Origin of the sequence: Clostridium paraputrificum AGR2156, from assembly GCF_000424025.1 — a bacterium.
GTDB lineage: Bacteria > Bacillota > Clostridia > Clostridiales > Clostridiaceae > Clostridium > Clostridium paraputrificum.
The window spans coordinates 16996-33473 of record NZ_AUJC01000004.1; the positions used below are offsets into that span (position 1 = coordinate 16996).

At 30.0% G+C, this 16478-nt stretch carries 12 protein-coding genes and 1 pseudogene; 11 read left to right on the forward strand and 2 right to left on the reverse strand.

What is annotated here, in order from left to right:
* The first annotated feature begins 53 nt into the window (after nt 1–53).
* From G594_RS0103470 to G594_RS0103485, 3 genes are all read left to right on the forward strand, one after another.
* Nucleotides 54–1790: an ABC transporter ATP-binding protein gene (locus G594_RS0103470; protein ID WP_027097288.1), complete on the forward strand. Its 1737-nt coding sequence runs from the start codon at nt 54–56 to the stop codon at nt 1788–1790.
* Entirely contained in the window at nt 1790–3577 is a 1788-nt protein-coding gene (locus tag G594_RS0103475) for an ABC transporter ATP-binding protein (RefSeq protein WP_027097289.1), read from the forward strand. Before G594_RS0103470 ends, G594_RS0103475 begins: the two co-directional genes overlap by 1 nt.
* A 457-nt stretch (nt 3578–4034) precedes the next feature.
* Nucleotides 4035–4247 carry a hypothetical protein gene (locus G594_RS0103485; RefSeq protein ID WP_027097290.1) on the forward strand — a complete coding sequence of 71 codons (213 nt, stop codon included), beginning with the start codon at nt 4035–4037 and terminating at the stop codon, nt 4245–4247.
* Nucleotides 4248–4289: 42 nt separating this feature from the next.
* Here G594_RS0103485 and G594_RS0103490 read toward each other — a convergent pair whose 3' ends face one another.
* Nucleotides 4290–5867 (reverse strand): DEAD/DEAH box helicase, encoded by a 1578-nt coding sequence (locus G594_RS0103490; RefSeq protein ID WP_027097291.1) that lies wholly within the window; start codon nt 5865–5867, stop codon nt 4290–4292.
* A 181-nt stretch (nt 5868–6048) separates the two neighbouring features.
* On the opposite strand from G594_RS0103490, the gene G594_RS0103495 reads away from it, so the two are divergent.
* The 3 genes and pseudogenes from G594_RS0103495 to G594_RS19850 all read left to right on the forward strand — a co-directional run.
* On the forward strand, nt 6049–6696 hold the full coding sequence (locus tag G594_RS0103495; RefSeq protein WP_027097292.1) for a deoxynucleoside kinase: 648 nt from the start codon (nt 6049–6051) through the stop codon (nt 6694–6696).
* 164 nt (nt 6697–6860) lie between these two features.
* Entirely contained in the window at nt 6861–10490 is a 3630-nt protein-coding gene (locus G594_RS0103500) for an efflux RND transporter permease subunit (RefSeq protein WP_027097293.1), read from the forward strand.
* A 216-nt stretch (nt 10491–10706) separates the two neighbouring features.
* Nucleotides 10707–10929: pseudogene (locus G594_RS19850) on the forward strand (transposase); the annotation flags it as partial.
* Between the two features lie 139 nt (nt 10930–11068).
* Here G594_RS19850 and G594_RS0103505 read toward each other — a convergent pair.
* Nucleotides 11069–12967, reverse strand: coding sequence for an NAD(+) synthase (locus G594_RS0103505; protein ID WP_027097294.1), 1899 nt, complete (start codon nt 12965–12967; stop codon nt 11069–11071).
* 291 nt (nt 12968–13258) lie between these two features.
* Between G594_RS0103505 and G594_RS0103510 the strand changes: the two genes are divergently transcribed.
* The 5 genes from G594_RS0103510 to G594_RS0103530 all read left to right on the forward strand — a co-directional run bounded on the left by G594_RS0103510 (nt 13259) and on the right by G594_RS0103530 (nt 16476).
* Nucleotides 13259–13693, forward strand: coding sequence for an NfeD family protein (locus tag G594_RS0103510; protein WP_207734691.1), 435 nt, complete (start codon nt 13259–13261; stop codon nt 13691–13693).
* A 2-nt stretch (nt 13694–13695) separates the two neighbouring features.
* Nucleotides 13696–14637, forward strand: coding sequence for an SPFH domain-containing protein (locus tag G594_RS0103515; protein WP_027097296.1), 942 nt, complete (start codon nt 13696–13698; stop codon nt 14635–14637).
* A gap of 70 nt (nt 14638–14707) precedes the next feature.
* Nucleotides 14708–14890, forward strand: coding sequence for a DUF4177 domain-containing protein (locus tag G594_RS0103520; RefSeq protein ID WP_027097297.1), 183 nt, complete (start codon nt 14708–14710; stop codon nt 14888–14890).
* A 118-nt stretch (nt 14891–15008) separates the two neighbouring features.
* Nucleotides 15009–15809 (forward strand): amino acid ABC transporter substrate-binding protein, encoded by an 801-nt coding sequence (locus G594_RS0103525; RefSeq protein WP_027097298.1) that lies wholly within the window; start codon nt 15009–15011, stop codon nt 15807–15809.
* Between the two features lie 22 nt (nt 15810–15831).
* A complete protein-coding gene (locus G594_RS0103530; RefSeq protein WP_027097299.1) occupies nt 15832–16476 on the forward strand; it encodes an amino acid ABC transporter permease in 645 nt (214 codons plus the stop codon).
* Nucleotides 16477–16478: the final 2 nt, after the last annotated feature.

A 16478-nucleotide genomic window follows, 5' to 3' on the forward strand; every position in this document is an offset into this window, starting at 1 on the left:
CTTTAGAAGAATAAATCAAAAGTAGATGGACAAGAAAAAGGGGATGTGACATCATGAAAAGAATATTAAATTATTTACTTAAGTATAAAATGAGTTTAATTATTGGAAGCCTCTCAATGTTAGGGGTAATTGCAGTAGATTTATGTGTTCCTTATCTTCAAAAAGTTTTTTTAGATGAAGGGATAATAGGTGGGAAAAAGGAATTATTTGTACCAATTATAGTATTGTTAGTAGGAATATCCATAGTTAAAGCAATTTTAGGATATTTAAAAGAATATTTATATGATGCATCTAGTAGTAAGGTTAGTGAAGAACTAAAAAACGATTTATTTAACCATATACAAGAGCTAGAGTTTCAATATTTTGATGGTATGAATACTGGAGAACTAATGTCAAGAATAGGTGAAGATACAGATACTATATGGGAAACTATTGGATATGGATTAAGACTGTTTGTAGAAAATATATTTTATTTTGTTTTATCTACAATTATACTTTTTTATCTTAATTGGAAACTTGCTTTAGCTTGCTTTATGGTTATGATTCCGATTGGAATAATAGCTATAAAGGTTGAGAAAAAGTTTGGGGAATGTTATGAAAAGATAAGTGATAAAACAGCAGAAATTAATACAACGGCTCAAGAAAATATTGCAGGAGTAAGATTGGTAAAAGCATTTGCTAGGGAAAAGTATGAAATTAAAAAATTCTATAAATTAAATAAATCATACTATGATTTAAATATGGAGCAGGCAAGGATAATGGGGAATCATTTTCCTCCAATCGATTTTTTAACAAATATATCTCTAGTTATTATGATTATTTTAGGGGGATACTTTGTTTTAACTGAAGAAATAACTTTAGGTGTATTAGTAGCTTTTAGTGGTTATATTTGGAACTTGATATGGCCTATGAAAATGCTTGGGCAACTTACTGACTTATTATCAAGAACTATTGCATCAGCAAAAAAAGTATTTAAGATTATGGATAGAATATCTAATATTCAAGGAAAAGAAGATGGATATTTCCCGGAAAATATAAGGGGAGATATAGAGCTTAGAAATGTGTCATTTAAGTACAATGAAGATTTGGTACTAAAGAACATTAATCTTAAAATACCAGCAGGAAGTACAGTGGCAATCATGGGGACAACAGGCTCTGGTAAGTCTAGTTTGATGAATTTAATTGGTAGATATTACGATGTTTGCAATGGAGAGGTTTTAATTGATGGCGTTGATATAAGGGAATATAACTTAAATAAATTAAGAAGTAATATGTCTATAGTTCCACAAGATGTCTTCCTATTTTCAGATACTGTTATAAATAATATTAGATTTGGTAATCTTAATTCCACAAAGGATGAAATAGATAAAGCATGTAGAAATGCTTGTTGCTACGAATTTATAAAAGACTTACCACAATCTTTTGAAACTGAAATTGGTGAAAGAGGTGTAGGATTATCAGGTGGTCAAAAGCAAAGAATATCAATAGCTAGAGCTTTAGTAAGGAAAGCTCCTATACTAATTTTAGACGATTCTACATCAGCCTTAGATATGGAAACAGAACATGAGCTGTTAGCAAATTTAAGAAAAAGAGATAGCAATTCTACAACATTTATAATAGCGCATAGAATTTCAGCAGTAAAAAATGCAGATATAATAGTGTATTTAGAAAATGGTGAAATAAGAGAAATAGGAAAGCATAATGAATTAGTAAAGAAAAAGGGAATATACTATGATATTTACCGTGAACAATTTAAAGATTTTAAAGCCTTAGAAAGCGAGGCGATATAATGGCTAAGAACAGTACAAAACAAGATGAAAAGGTAACTAGAAGAAGTAAAAAAGATATAATAATTAGATTATCAAAATATTTAAAACCATATAAAAAACAATCTGTTATAGTAATTTTATTAATGTTTTTTGTAATGCTATGTTCAGTTATCAATCCTTATCTTTTAAAGGTAGCTATTGATGATAAAGTTGTTAATAAGGATGTTAGTGGATTAGTATTAATAGGAGTGGTTTTAGTTGTTTTAAATCTAATTGCATGGGTATTTTCAAGAATAAGATGGAATATGATTTCAGAAATAACTAATAATATTTTAATTAATATAAGACATGAACTATATTCTCATATACAAACTTTATCTTTTGAGTTTTTTGATAGTAGGCCAGTTGGAAAAATACTAGCAAGAGTGGTTGGAGATGTTAATGCATTAAAAAATTTATTTAATCAAAGTATTCAATCATTAATCCCTGAATTATTAAGTTTTATTTGTGTTTCAGTAGTAATGTTATTTTTAAATGTAAAGTTAACATTAGCATGTATGGCTTTATTACCCTTGCTAGGTGCTGCAATGGTGGTTATTGATATAGTTTCTAGAAAGCGCTGGGAAGTTTATAGAAATAAACGTTCAAATTTAAATGCTTTTACTCATGAAGATTTTTCAGGCATTAAAGTAGTTGAAGGATTTGCTAGAGAAGACCATACTAGTAATAAGTTTAAAGAGCTAGTTCATCAAGTGGTAGAAGCCTTTATAAAGGCTGTAAGAATTAATGATTTTTTCTGGCCTTTATCTGAACTTGCTTGGGGAATTGGAACAGTAGTGGTATTTGCAGTTGGATATAATTTAATCATTAATGGAGAAATAGAAATTGGTACCCTATTAGCTTTTTCTATGTATGTAGGAATGTTCTGGAGACCTATAATGAATATATCAAGCTTTTATAATACTTTTGTAACTAACTTATCAGCAGCAGATAGGATTTTTGATATTTTAGATATTAAAGGAAATATAAAAAATAAGGATAATGCAAAAGTTGTAGAGGATATAAAAGGCGATGTGGAATTTAAAAAAGTATACTTTGCATATGAAGATGGAATAAATGTTTTAAAGAATGTTAGTTTTAAAGTTGAATCAGGAGAAAGAATAGCACTAGTAGGAAGTACAGGAGCTGGTAAGTCTACAATAGTATCTTTATTAAGTAGATTTTATGATGTTACTTCTGGAGAAATATTAGTTGATGGTAAAAATCTAAAAGATTTGGATATAGAGTCTTTTAGATCTAACATGGGAATAATGCTACAAGATACTTTCTTGTTTTCAGATACAATTATGGAAAATATAAGATATGGTAGGTTAGATGCTACTGATGAGGAAGTAATGAATGCAGCAAAGGCAGTTAATGCACATGATTTTATTATGAATCTTGAAGATGGATATAATACTGAAGTTAATGAAAGAGGCTCAAGATTATCTCTTGGACAAAGGCAACTTATATCATTTGCTAGAGCGCTTCTTGCAGATCCAAGAATTCTAATATTAGATGAGGCTACATCTAATATAGATACAAAGACTGAAAGGTTAGTGCAACAAGGTATTGAAAAACTATTACAAGGAAGAACTTCCTTTGTAATAGCCCATAGATTATCTACTATTAGAGACTGCGATAGAATTATGGTTGTTGAAGATGGTAGGATTATAGAGCATGGCAATCATGAAAGTTTAATGGCTATTAAAGGAAATTATTATAATTTATATATGTCACAATATGAGTTCTTAAATGAAGGAGCATAAAAAAGAAAGGCGTAATGCCTTTCTTTTTAAAATTTTGTAGGGACCTGGAATGCAGTTTTACTTGCATGTTCCCCTCTAGTGTAAGAGTATTCTGAGGTTGGCGTATTAAATGACTTCATAGACGATGGAAATCTAATTTCTGATGAATTAATTACTCCGTCTGTTCTATGTTGTTTTTTATTTCCCATGGTTCATCAACTCCTTACATTTATAGTTTGTCTAAAAATCTTGAAGAGATACTAGTTAAATAAAGATACATTTGTAGGTTATAGGTTAGATTTATATTCTTTAAATAGTTTTCTACATTTTGTGATTTTTTAATATAATAAATATCTATTATTTATTGTTGAATACAGTTAAAGAATTTTATATAAAATAAATTAATTGGAATATTATGTTGAAAAAATAATAAAAGTGTATTAAAATGGTAGTGCAAACGTTAGTGGGAGGAATTAAGTTGTCAGATACATTCAGATGCATTATCAAAAAAGAAAAAGGAAACTTTTTTATTGGTGAAGATTATAACGGTAAAAAGTACAATATAGAAAAGAATACTAATATACGATGCAAAGTAGGGGATGATTTTTATTTTTATGCACGTAGAGTAAAAGGGTTTTTAAGAGACACGTTAATACCTATATCAGATGAAGAAGCTGGAGTGAGAATATAATAAATATAAAATAAAAAAAGGCGAGATATCTCGCCTTTTTTATTATCTTCTCTTAGTAGCAACTTCTACATTAACTTTTCTTTTGTTAATTTTATTACCAGAACAAGCTTCTAGAACTTTTTGTGATACATCTTTATCAACAGTTACAAAGGAGAAGCTTTCTAATATATCTACTTTATTAACTTTCTTTCCGCTAATATTAGCTCTTTCAGTTATATAAGTAACTAATGCCTTAGGAGTAAGTTTATCTCTCTTACCGATAGAGAAGAATAATCTTACGTCATTGCTTGATGGAGCCTCTAAAGCATTCTTACTATAATCAAAGCTCATTTCTTTATCAAATTGCATCTTCATAAGGGTTGCAACTACTTCAACAGGATTATTATTTTCACATAGTTCATTTGCAAGTATTAGATACTTACCAAAGTTACCATCGTTAAGTTCTTTTAATATTTCTTTAGACTTACTATTGAACTTTGAGTCAATAATTTGTTGAACTGTAGGAATTGGTAACTTAGGAATAGATCCTTTAGTTACATTCTTTATTTGCTTAATCATTGAATGTTCTCTTGGAGTAACAAAAGAATAAGCTGTACCTTCTCTATTAGCTCTACCAGTTCTTCCTATTCTATGAACATATGATTCAACATCTTGTGGTAAATCATAGTTAAATACGTGAGTAACACCATCTACGTCAATTCCTCTTGCAGCAACATCAGTTGCAACTAAGAAGTTTAATGAACCTTCTTTAAATCTCTTTAAAGTTCTCATTCTGTGCATTTGAGACATATCTCCATGCATACCTTCAGCAACGTAGCTCTTAGATTGAAGTGCTTCAACTAATTCATCAACACCTCTTTTAGTTTTACAGAATATGATTGATGATGCTGGAGTTTCTAAATCTAACACTCTGCAGAAGGCTTCAAACTTAGTTTTTGGATTAACTTCAAAGAAACCTTGAGTAATCTTTGAAACAGTCATTGAAACTTTCTTTATATTTACTACTTTATAGTCCTTCTTTAAATAGTTTTGAGCTAACTTTTTAATTTGTTGTGGCATTGTAGCTGAGAATAATAAAGTTTGTCTTTCCTCTTGAGATGGTAATTCCTTTATTATTTCTTCAATATCATCAATGAATCCCATATTTAACATTTCATCAGCTTCATCAAGAACTAAGAATTGTACATGTGATAGTGGAAGAGCCTTTCTGCCAATCAAGTCTAATACTCTTCCTGGAGTACCAACAACTATATCTACTCCTCTTTTTAAGTCTTTAATTTGTCTTGTGATTGAATCTCCACCATATATAGGAAGAACTTTTAACTTATCGTATTTAGAAAGTTTGTTTAATTCTTCATATATTTGGATAGCTAATTCTCTTGTAGGAGTTAATATTATAGAAGATATATCTTTTCCTCTTTTAATATTATTAATTATTGAGCATCCAAAAGCTGCTGTCTTTCCTGTACCTGTTTGAGCTTGCCCTATTATGTCATATCCTTCTATTGCTAAAGGAATAGCCTCAGCTTGAATTTGAGAAGGATTAATATATCCTAAGTCATCAATTGCGCTTAATAATGTTTCTTTTAATTTTAAATCTCTGAATGTAATTTCTTTCATGTAATTTTCCCTTCATGTATATATTTAAATAAATTTATTGTATCGACACTAACTTTCTAAGTATAGCTTACTTTGAACAATAATGCAAAGTATTTTAATTAGTAAATCTTTCTCTTGACTAAGGAAGAGTAACTTTGTATTCTTATAAATGAATTAAAGATAAAGTAAGGATAGGTGAATCATGGTGATAGTTGTTGGAGGGATGATAGGCTTAGGAAAAAGCTCAGTATCAAAGGTTTTAGGGGAACATTTTAATTCGGAAGTATTCTATGAAAGTGTAGATGATAATCCATTACTACCCCTTTTTTATAGTGAATCAGAAGAGGAAATTCAAAAAAAGAGATATCCTTTTTTGCTACAACTTTATTTCTTAAATACTAGATTTAAGAGTATTAAGGAAGCATTATACGCTGATAATAATGTTTTAGATAGATCTATTTATGAAGATTGGTATTTTGCTAAAAAGAATATGGAACTTGGTAGAATATCAGAATTAGAAATGAAGATATATGAAGATCTTTTAGAAAATATGATGGAGGAGTTAAAGGAAATACCAAAGAAAGCTCCAGACTTAATGGTTTATTTAAAGGGGTCATTTGATACTGTAATAAATAGAATAAAGCTTAGAGGTAGAGAATTTGAAGTAGATGATTCCCTAATGGAATATTACAAGTTCCTTTGGGAAGGGTATGATTACTGGGTTAATAATTGTTATAGTGCTTCAGATGTTGTAATTATAGATATGGATAAGTTAGATATAGTAAATAGTGAAGAAGATAAGAAAGAACTTATTAGATTAGTAGAAGAAAAATTAAAGAATAGGCAATAGTAGCAAAAGAGAAAAAAGTTAAATTTGTTATTATTTATTTAATATTATGTAAAAAAAAGTATTGGATTCAATACTTTTTTTTATTTACTTTTATATCCTAAGTCATAATAAAAATGTTAAAATGATATCATCGAGTTTTCAAAGTATAGAGGGATGGTGTGGGAATGTTATCAAAATTCAGTGTAAAAAAGCCACTAACAATTATAGTATCAGCAATATTAGTAAGTATATTAGGATTTATTTCATTTTCGAAAATGACTACTGATTTACTTCCAAGCATGGATTTGCCATATGTTATTGTTATGACTACTTATACGGGTGCAAGTCCTGAAAAGGTAGAGTTATCAGTTACAAAACCACTAGAACAAGCCTTAGCAACTACAAGTGGAATCAAGGGGATAAACAGTATATCTAGAGAAAATTCTAGTATGATCATGTTAGAATTTGAGCAAGGTATAAATATGGACAGCATCATAATTGAGATGAATAGTAAACTTGATATGGTAAAGGGACAATTAGGAGATGAAATTGGAACTCCTATGTTCATGAAGATGAATCCAGATATGATGCCAATTATGGTTGCTAGTGTAGACTATAATGGTAAAGATGTAAAAGATTTATCTGAGTATGTAAGCAATGATGTTATTCCAGAATTTGAGAGAATTGAGGGAGTAGCATCAGTAAGTGGAACAGGATTAGTTGAAGAAAGCATAAAAGTTCAATTGAATGAAGATAAAATAAACCAGATAAATAATAAGGTTTTAGCTACAGTTGATAGTTCATTAGCAGAAGCTCAAGCCAAGTTAGACCAAGGTAAAAAGCAAATTGCAGAAAGTAAAAAATTATTAGAAAAAGAAACACAATTAAAGACAGAAGAGTTAGTGGAAGGTAGCTTAGCTATTCAGGATGGAAAGTTAAAGTTAGAAGATGCACTAGAGAATTTACCCAAAACTAAGGAAGAGTTAATAAGTCAAAAAGAACAATTAATAAAACAAAAGGAAGTTTTAGATAAACTAATAGAATTTTTTAATGGGTTAAATATTCCTGTTAGCGATGAAATAAAAGCTTTCTTAAATCAAATATCAGCTGGAGTAGATACTATTGATAAAGCAATAGCTTCAATTAATGAAAAAACTCCAGATTTAGAAAAACAATTAGAGAATTTAGCAGAAACTCAAAAGCAAATTGAAGTGGGGAAATTAACTTTAACAAGAGAATTAACAAAAGCTTCAATTACTTTAGATAACGCTGAAGTTGAATTAAATAAAGCCTATGAAGAATTTGAAAAATCAAGAGATGAAGCATATAAAAAGGCTGGCATAGGTAGTGCAATAACAAAGGATACTATAAGTAAGATATTAATGGCAGAAAACTTTAGTATGCCTGCAGGTTATTTAGTAGAAGGGGACGAACAAATTCTTGTAAAAGTAGGAGATACATTTACAAGTTTAGATGAATTAGAGAATTTGGTATTATTTAATGTTCCAGTAGATAATGTTGGAAACATTAAGTTAAAGGATATTGCAAAGGTTGAAATGGTAGATAACTCTAGTGATATGTATGCAAAGATAAATGGGAATGATGGAGTTATTCTTGCATTTCAAAAGCAAAGCACTTCATCCACAGCAGAGGTATCAGACAAAGTAAATGAAAAAATAGAACAACTTCAAGAAAAGGATAGCAATTTACATATTACTCCTCTTCAAGACCAGGGGGTATATATTAATATAGTAATTAGTTCTGTATTAAATAATCTTGTTTTAGGTGGATTATTAGCAGTAGTAATACTATTTGTATTCTTAAAAAATATAAAACCAACAATAATAATAGCTTTAAGTATTCCAATAAGTTTATTATTTGCAGTTGCAATGATGTACTTTAGTGGAGTTACAATGAATGTTATATCATTAGCTGGACTAGCTCTAGGCGTTGGTATGTTAGTAGATAATAGTATTGTAGTTATAGAGAATATTTATAGATTAAGAAATGAAGGCATGGGTATAAAAAAGGCGGCAGTACAAGGAGCATCACAAGTAGCAGGTGCAATAGTAGCATCAACCCTTACAACAATCTGCGTATTCTTACCTATAGTTTTTACTGATGGATTATCAAGACAGTTATTTACTGATATGGGGCTTACAATTGCATATTCATTAATAGCAAGCTTAATAGTAGCTTTAACTTTAGTACCTACAATATCTTCAAAGGTATTAACTAATCTTGATGAGAAAGAGCATGGGTTATTTGATAGATTTGTGAATTTTTATGAAGGGTTACTTAGAAAAGCTCTTAGATATAAGTGGGGGGTATTAGGTGCAGTAGCTATATTGCTGGTTATAAGTTTTATTGGTGTTATGACAAAGGGAATGATATTAATGCCAGAAATGGATAGTCTTCAAATTTCAGTTACTATGAGTATGGAGAAAGATACTTCTCAAAGTGATTTGAGAGAAATGAGTAACAAGGTAATTGAAAGAATTACAGAAATAGATGACGTAGAAACTGTTGGGGCTATGGAATCTGGAGCAGGAAGCTTGATGGGAGGACAAAGTAAATCTATTTCTTATTATGTTCTTTTAAATGAAGATAAAAAAGCAACAAGTAAGGAAGTTTCAAAAGAAATTGCAGAAAAAACTAAAGATTTAAATTGTGACTTAAAAATAAATTCCTCTACTATGGATATGTCTGCTTTAGGGGGCTCTGGTGTTGAGGTGAAAATAAAGGGAGACAACTTGGATACATTAAAATCCATGGCTAAAGATATAGCTGGAATTCTAGAAAGTGTAGAAGGAACTAAGGAAATTCAAAATGGATTAGATGAAGGTTCTATGGAAACTAAGATTACTGTAGACAAGAATAAAGCTATGGAACATGGACTTACAGTAGCACAAGTATATCAAGATATAGCTTCTGCAATAAAGAGTGAATCAAATTCCACAACTTTAAATTTAAATTCTAAAGAATATCCTGTGGTATTGGTTAATGATGATGCAAAATCATTAACTAAAGAAAAGCTAAATAATTATGAAATAATTTCAACTGTTAATGGCGAAGAGAAGAAGATAAAACTAACTGATATTGCAGTTATAAGTGAAGAGGAAAGTTTATCAAGCATAAATAGAGAAAATCAAGTTAGAAATATATCTGTAAAAGCTGGGGTTGATAGTGATCATAACGTTGGATTAGTTAGTGATGATGTAGAGAAAAAATTAAGTACTTATAATGTTCCAGAAGGATATACAGTAGAAATGGGTGGAGAAAAAGAATCAATGGATAGCACATATTCAGACTTAGTAAGTATGTTATTACTTGCAATAGTATTTATTTATGCTATCATGGTTGCTCAGTTCCAATCATTCCTATCACCATTTATAGTTCTATTTACAATACCATTAGCATTTACAGGTGGATTACTTGCATTATTATTAACAGGTTTCAATTTAAGTATGATAGCAATGCTTGGATTCTTAGTTCTTGCAGGTGTTGTAGTTAATAATGGTATAGTGTTCGTAGATTATGTAAATCAATTAAGATTAGAGGGAGTAGATAAGAAGGAGGCTCTAATAATTGCTGGTAGAACAAGAATTAGACCTATTCTTATGACAGCATTAACAACAATACTTGGATTATCAACTTTAGCTATGGGAATTGGAATGGGATCAGATATGATTCAACCTATGGCAATAGTAACTATAGGTGGATTAACATATGCTACTATATTAACATTGTTTGTGGTTCCAATAATGTATGATATTCTTCATAGAAAAGAGTTGAAACCTATAGAAGTAGATTAAGGATAAGAAAGATAATATAAATAAGGAAGTCACTCCAATCTGGAGTAACTTCCTTATTGTATTTTTAAAACCATTTGCTATGCTGGTGGTTCTAAAGAGCTTTTAGTGGTAAGTAGAAAATAGAAAACCTCAGTTGTAAAGTTATGGTAGGTTTAGCGACCAAAACTATAATACAAGGAGGTGTGTCCATAATGGACAATAGTAGTTTAACGCATAGCAAATGCATGCAAAGATCATATAAATATGCTTGTTAGTATACCACCGAAATTGAGCGTAGCTCAATTTATGTGATATCTAAAAGGTAAGAGTTCATTGATGATATTTGATAGACATGCAAACTTGAAATATAGATATTGCATATGAGCAATTGAGTTTAAAACAATATATTGACCAGTTTACGGGTGAGGTGGTAAAAGGAAGCAAAAAAAGCACCTTTTAGGTGCAGCATGTAAAAGTATGCGGTTGGCAAACTGTTTCAGTGTGCGAGTAGCACAGCCTTATAGGTGCAGAACAAACCACCCGTTTTACGGGTGGTCCTGATTATCTTTATTAACTTTTTTATCTATATTATCTTAAACTTATTTCCATGGTGCTGCATCTGATGGCATTCTCCAATCACCTCTAGGAGAAAGTGATATACTACCAACCTTTGGTCCATCAGGAAGAGCGCTTCTCTTAAATTGTTGAGTGAAGAATCTCCACATAAATTTGTCTAACCATTTTTGAATTTCTTCATCACTATAATCATTTTTAAATGCTTCTTTTGCTAGGAAGTATATTCTTTCCTTTGAAGATCCATGTTTAATAAAATGATATAGGAAGAAATCATGTAGTTCATATGGTCCAACTATATCTTCTGTCTTCTGGGCGATTTCACCCTTGGCATCCTTTGGTAAAAGTTCTGGGCTTACAGGGGTATCTAAAATATCAAGTAAAGTTTCAGAAACTTCTTTGGAAACTTCCTTTTCAGCAACATATCTAACAAGATATCTTACTAATGTTTTTGGGATAGAAGGATTTACTGAGTACATTGACATATGATCACCATTATAAGTACACCATCCTAATGCAAGCTCTGATAAATCACCAGTACCAATTAGTAACCCACCTTCTTTATTGGCAATATCCATAAGTATTTGAGTTCTTTCTCTTGCTTGAACATTTTCATAAGTTACATCATGGATATCCTTATCATGGCCAATATCTTCAAAATGTTGAAGAGCAGCTTTTACTATATTTATTTCTTTTAAATCACAACCAAGTTCCTTGCATAGAGTAAGGGCATTATTATAAGTTCTATCTGTAGTTCCAAAACCAGGCATTGTAATAGAAACTATATTTTCCATAGGTAGATTCAATAATTTAAATGTTTTAACAACTACAAGTAAAGCTAAGGTTGAATCCAGACCACCTGAAATTCCAATAACAGCTTTCTTTAAACCAACATGTTCAAATCTTTTTGCTAATGCAGCAGACTGAATGTCAAATATTTCCTTGCATCTTGTTTCTCTTTCGTGCTCATTAGAAGGAACAAAAGGATGCTTATCTACAAATCTATCAAAAGATTTTAGCTTTGTATCATCATAATTAAATTTTATGATTTTAGGTTCAATATTAACTTGTTTTGAAGAGTCTCTAAAGCTTAAGTTCTTCATTCTTTCGGCTTTTAATCTGAATAAATCGATTGTTCCATAAATTACGTCATTATCTCTTTGGAATCTTTTATTCTCTTTTAATAAGGTACCATTTTCACTAATTAGTAAATGTCCACTAAATAAAAGGTCAGTAGATGATTCATGAACACCTGCAGAGGAGTATACATAGGAACATAAAGCTCTAGCACTTTGATTAGAAATAAGAGATTTTCTATATTCCATCTTACTAACTAATTCATTTGATGCTGAGAGATTACCTATTATATTAGCACCCATTAAAGCTAAATATGAGCTTGGTGGTATGGTAACCCACAAATCTTCACATATTTCAAAAGCATAATTAAAATCTTTACATGAGAATATTAAATTAGTTCCAAATGGAATATCTTCTTGGAAAGGAAGAGATACAACCTTATCTCTAACACCTACTCCTTCTGAGAACCATCGTTTTTCGTAAAATTCACTATAATTAGGAATAAATGATTTAGGCACTATTCCTAATACCTTACCTTTAAATAAGACAAAAGCACAATTGTACAGTGTAGCTTTGTGCAAGAATGGTGCACCAACAGCTATTAAGATATCTAAGTCTTTTGTAGAAGAAAGTAAGTTCTCTATACCTTTTAGAGAGTTATTTAGCAAAGTGTCTTGAAGAAAAAGGTCTCCACAGCTATAAGAAGTAATAGATAGTTCGGGAAAAACTATCATTTTTGCATTATTCGATACGGCGTCATTAATGCAAGTCAGTATGTTTTTAATATTAAATTCAACATCACTTACTCTAGTAACAGGGCAAGCTGATGCAACTTTTATGAAATCCATAATAATTCAACTCCAATTAATATATTCTTACTAGTGTATTATTTGAAAAAATCTAATTATATAAACATAATAAGATGAAAATATTAGAAAATCAATGAAAACAAAAGAAAGGGAGAGAGATATTCTATAATACAGTATTAAATAACTTATAAAGGGTAAAAATAAACTTTGTATAAGGTTATTTGTTCTTGTATAATAAAAGCATAAAGTAAATAATATATAAATAAAATAGTAAAAGTGGTATAATAATATCATGTATGGGAGTAAATCCCAGAGGAGGAGGGAAAAATAATGATACCTGCTATTATATTATGGTTGGTTATTGGCGTAGGGGTAATACTACTTGATATTGGTACAAGTTTATTCTTATTTGTATGGTTTGCAATAGGATCTGTAGTTGCAATTATTGCTGCTTTAGTTGGTTTAAGTTTTGCATGGCAGCTAATATTGTTTGGAATTTCAAGTATAATTGCAATTTCAATAGGTTATCCTTGGTCAAGGAAAAAGTTTAAGAATACTGTTAATCGTACTAAGCTTATGGAAGAAGAGTATATAGGAAAAACTTTTATCGCCTCAGAGGATATAGATTATAGATATAGATTCAAGGTCAGTGGAATCTATTGGACAGGCGAAAATAAAGGAGAAAAAATATTAAAAGGCCAAAAGTTCCAAGTAGTTGGAATTGAAGGAAATAAATTAGTTATTGAAGGAATAAGGGAGGAATAATAATGGTTGGATTAATATTATTAGGGGTAGGATTATTAATAGTTCTTATAATAATTCTATCATCAATTAAAATTGTTAATACTGGATACTTATATGTAGTTGAACGTTTTGGTCAATTCCATAGGATATTAGAACCAGGTTGGCATTTTACTATACCTTTTGTAGACTTCGTTAGAAAAAGAGTATCTACAAAGCAACAAATTTTAGATGTACCACCTCAATCAGTTATTACTAAGGATAATGTTAAGATATCTGTTGATAATGTAATATTCTATAAATTACTTAATGCAAAAGATGCAGTATATAATATTGAAGATTATAAATCAGGTATAGTTTATTCTGCTACAACAAATATGAGAAATATACTAGGTAATATGAGTCTTGATGAAATTCTATCAGGTAGAGATAAGATTAACCAAGATCTATTAAGTATTATTGATGAAGTTACAGATGCTTATGGTATAAAGATACTTTCAGTTGAAATTAAGAATATAATTCCACCAGCTGAAATTCAAAATGCTATGGAAAAGCAAATGAAGGCTGAAAGAGATAAGAGAGCTATGATTCTTCAAGCAGAAGGTCAAAGACAATCTCAAATAGAGAAAGCAAATGGTGAAAAGCAAGCTAAGATTCTTCAAGCAGAAGCTGAGAAAGAAGCTAATATTAGAAGAGCTGAAGGTTTAAAAGAATCTCAATTATTAGAGGCTGAAGGTAAAGCTAAGGCTATAGAACAAATAGCTATTGCAGAATCAGAAGCTATAAGAAAGGTGAACCAAGCGATTATTGAATCTGGAACTGATGAAAGAGTAATTGCATTAAAGCAAGTTGAAGCTCTTAAAGAAATGGCTAATAATCCAGCTAATAAGCTTATTTTACCAAATGAAACATTATCATCTCTTGGTAGCATAGCAGCAATAGGCGAAATGCTTAAGGGAGAAAAATAAGAATTATTTAAAAGTACTGTAGTTTCTACAGTACTTTTATTAAAATTAGGGAAGTAGAGAGGAAGTTCATATGTTTATTTATAAATATGAAAAGTCAACTGGAGGTACATTATTTTTAAATGCAAATCATAGAGAAATAATAGATAGATGTGCAAAGGAAGGGTGGAGGTTTGTTAGTGCAATACCTACATACCAAAATGGTGAAGGAAAAGTAAGAGAATTTGATTTGGTTTTTGAGAAAGAAATAAAATAAAAATTAATTGTAATCACAAATTTTGTGGTTACAATTTTTTTTGTTAAAAATGTTGATTTTATTGCTTTAGTATGATAAAGTAATAAATAGATAAAGAAAATAAATTGGGGGTATAAATATGAGTTTAAAAAAAATAGTTAAAAAAGGTTTGTTACTTACAATGATAGGGGCTATGGCTTTAGGGCTAGTGGCTTGTGGCGATAATAAGGAAAGTGAAACAAGTTCCTTAGATAAGGAAGAATTAGTATTGGGATTTGATGATACTTTTGTTCCAATGGGATTTAAGGATAATAATGGGGAATATACAGGTTTTGATATTGAAATGGCAAAGGAAATATCAAATGTTATGGGTAAAAAAATAAAGTTCCAACCTATAAATTGGAATATGAAAGAATCAGAACTTAACAATGGTAATATAGATTTTATATGGAATGGTTTTTCTATTACTGATGAAAGAAAGGAACAAGTTGAATTTTCAAAACCTTATTTAAGAAATAGACAAGTTATTGTAACTTTAGTTGGATCATCTATAAAAACTAAGGAGGATTTAAAGGGTAAGGTTGTTGTAGCTCAAAGTGAATCTAGTGCTATTAATGCTATTGGAGATTATAAGAACAATTTTAAGGAGTTAGTTACATTTGATACTAATGAGCAAGCTTTAAGAGACCTAGAGGCGGGAAGAGCTGATGCTATTGTAGCAGATGAAATTTTATTGAAATATTATACAAATAAAAAAGGTTCAGATAAATTTAATTTTCTAGAAGACAACTTTGGTGAAGAAGATTATGCGGTAGGTATGAAAAAAGGCGACACAAAGCTTGTGGAAGCATTTAATAAGGCTTATGACCAAGTTGTAGAGTCTGGAAAGGCATCAGAAATTTCAAAGAAATGGTTTGGTGATGATATAGTGGTAAAATAATTAATTTAAGGAGGAGTACTCTATGGAGACTATGATAGTAGAACTTATGCCACAGTTAGTTCAAGGCTTTGGAACGACATTAAAAATATTTATATTAACCTTAATTATGTCTATTCCGTTAGGGTTAATAATTGCATTAGGAAGAATATCAAAGTTAGGTTTTATAAGATGGATAACTGGAATTTACGTTCTTATAATGAGAGGTACTCCTCTAATGCTTCAAATTATATTTATATTTTTTGGATTACCTTTATTAGATATAGGAATATCAAGGTTTCCAGCAGCTATATTAGCATTAGTATTAAATTATGGGGCATACTTTGCAGAAATATTTAGATCTGGAATTCAATCTATAGATAAAGGACAGTATGAAGGAGCATATGTATTAGGATTATCAAATAAACATATATTCTTTAGGATAATACTTCCTCAAGCTTTTAAGAGAATATTACCGCCAGTGTCGAATGAGATAATAACTTTAGTTAAGGATACTGCTTTAATTTATGTTGTAGGGTTGGACGAGCTACTAAAGGTAGGGACTATAGCTTTAAATAGAACAGCATCATTATTTCCACTAGTAATAGTGGGGGCAATTTATCTATTATTTATTGGATTATTAACTAAGATATTATCAAATGTAGAAAAGAAATTTAGTTATTATGAATAGAG

Coding starts and splice junctions, on each gene's coding strand:
- G594_RS0103470 (WP_027097288.1), top strand. CDS start 54: ATGAAAAGAATATTAAATTATTTACTTAAGTATAAAATGAGTTTAATT.
- G594_RS0103475 (WP_027097289.1), top strand. CDS start 1,790: ATGGCTAAGAACAGTACAAAACAAGATGAAAAGGTAACTAGAAGAAGT.
- G594_RS0103490 (WP_027097291.1), bottom strand. CDS start 5,867: ATGAAAGAAATTACATTCAGAGATTTAAAATTAAAAGAAACATTATTA.
- G594_RS0103495 (WP_027097292.1), top strand. CDS start 6,049: ATGGTGATAGTTGTTGGAGGGATGATAGGCTTAGGAAAAAGCTCAGTA.
- G594_RS0103500 (WP_027097293.1), top strand. CDS start 6,861: ATGTTATCAAAATTCAGTGTAAAAAAGCCACTAACAATTATAGTATCA.
- G594_RS0103505 (WP_027097294.1), bottom strand. CDS start 12,967: ATGGATTTCATAAAAGTTGCATCAGCTTGCCCTGTTACTAGAGTAAGT.
- G594_RS0103510 (WP_207734691.1), top strand. CDS start 13,259: ATGATACCTGCTATTATATTATGGTTGGTTATTGGCGTAGGGGTAATA.
- G594_RS0103515 (WP_027097296.1), top strand. CDS start 13,696: ATGGTTGGATTAATATTATTAGGGGTAGGATTATTAATAGTTCTTATA.
- G594_RS0103520 (WP_027097297.1), top strand. CDS start 14,708: ATGTTTATTTATAAATATGAAAAGTCAACTGGAGGTACATTATTTTTA.
- G594_RS0103525 (WP_027097298.1), top strand. CDS start 15,009: ATGAGTTTAAAAAAAATAGTTAAAAAAGGTTTGTTACTTACAATGATA.
- G594_RS0103530 (WP_027097299.1), top strand. CDS start 15,832: ATGGAGACTATGATAGTAGAACTTATGCCACAGTTAGTTCAAGGCTTT.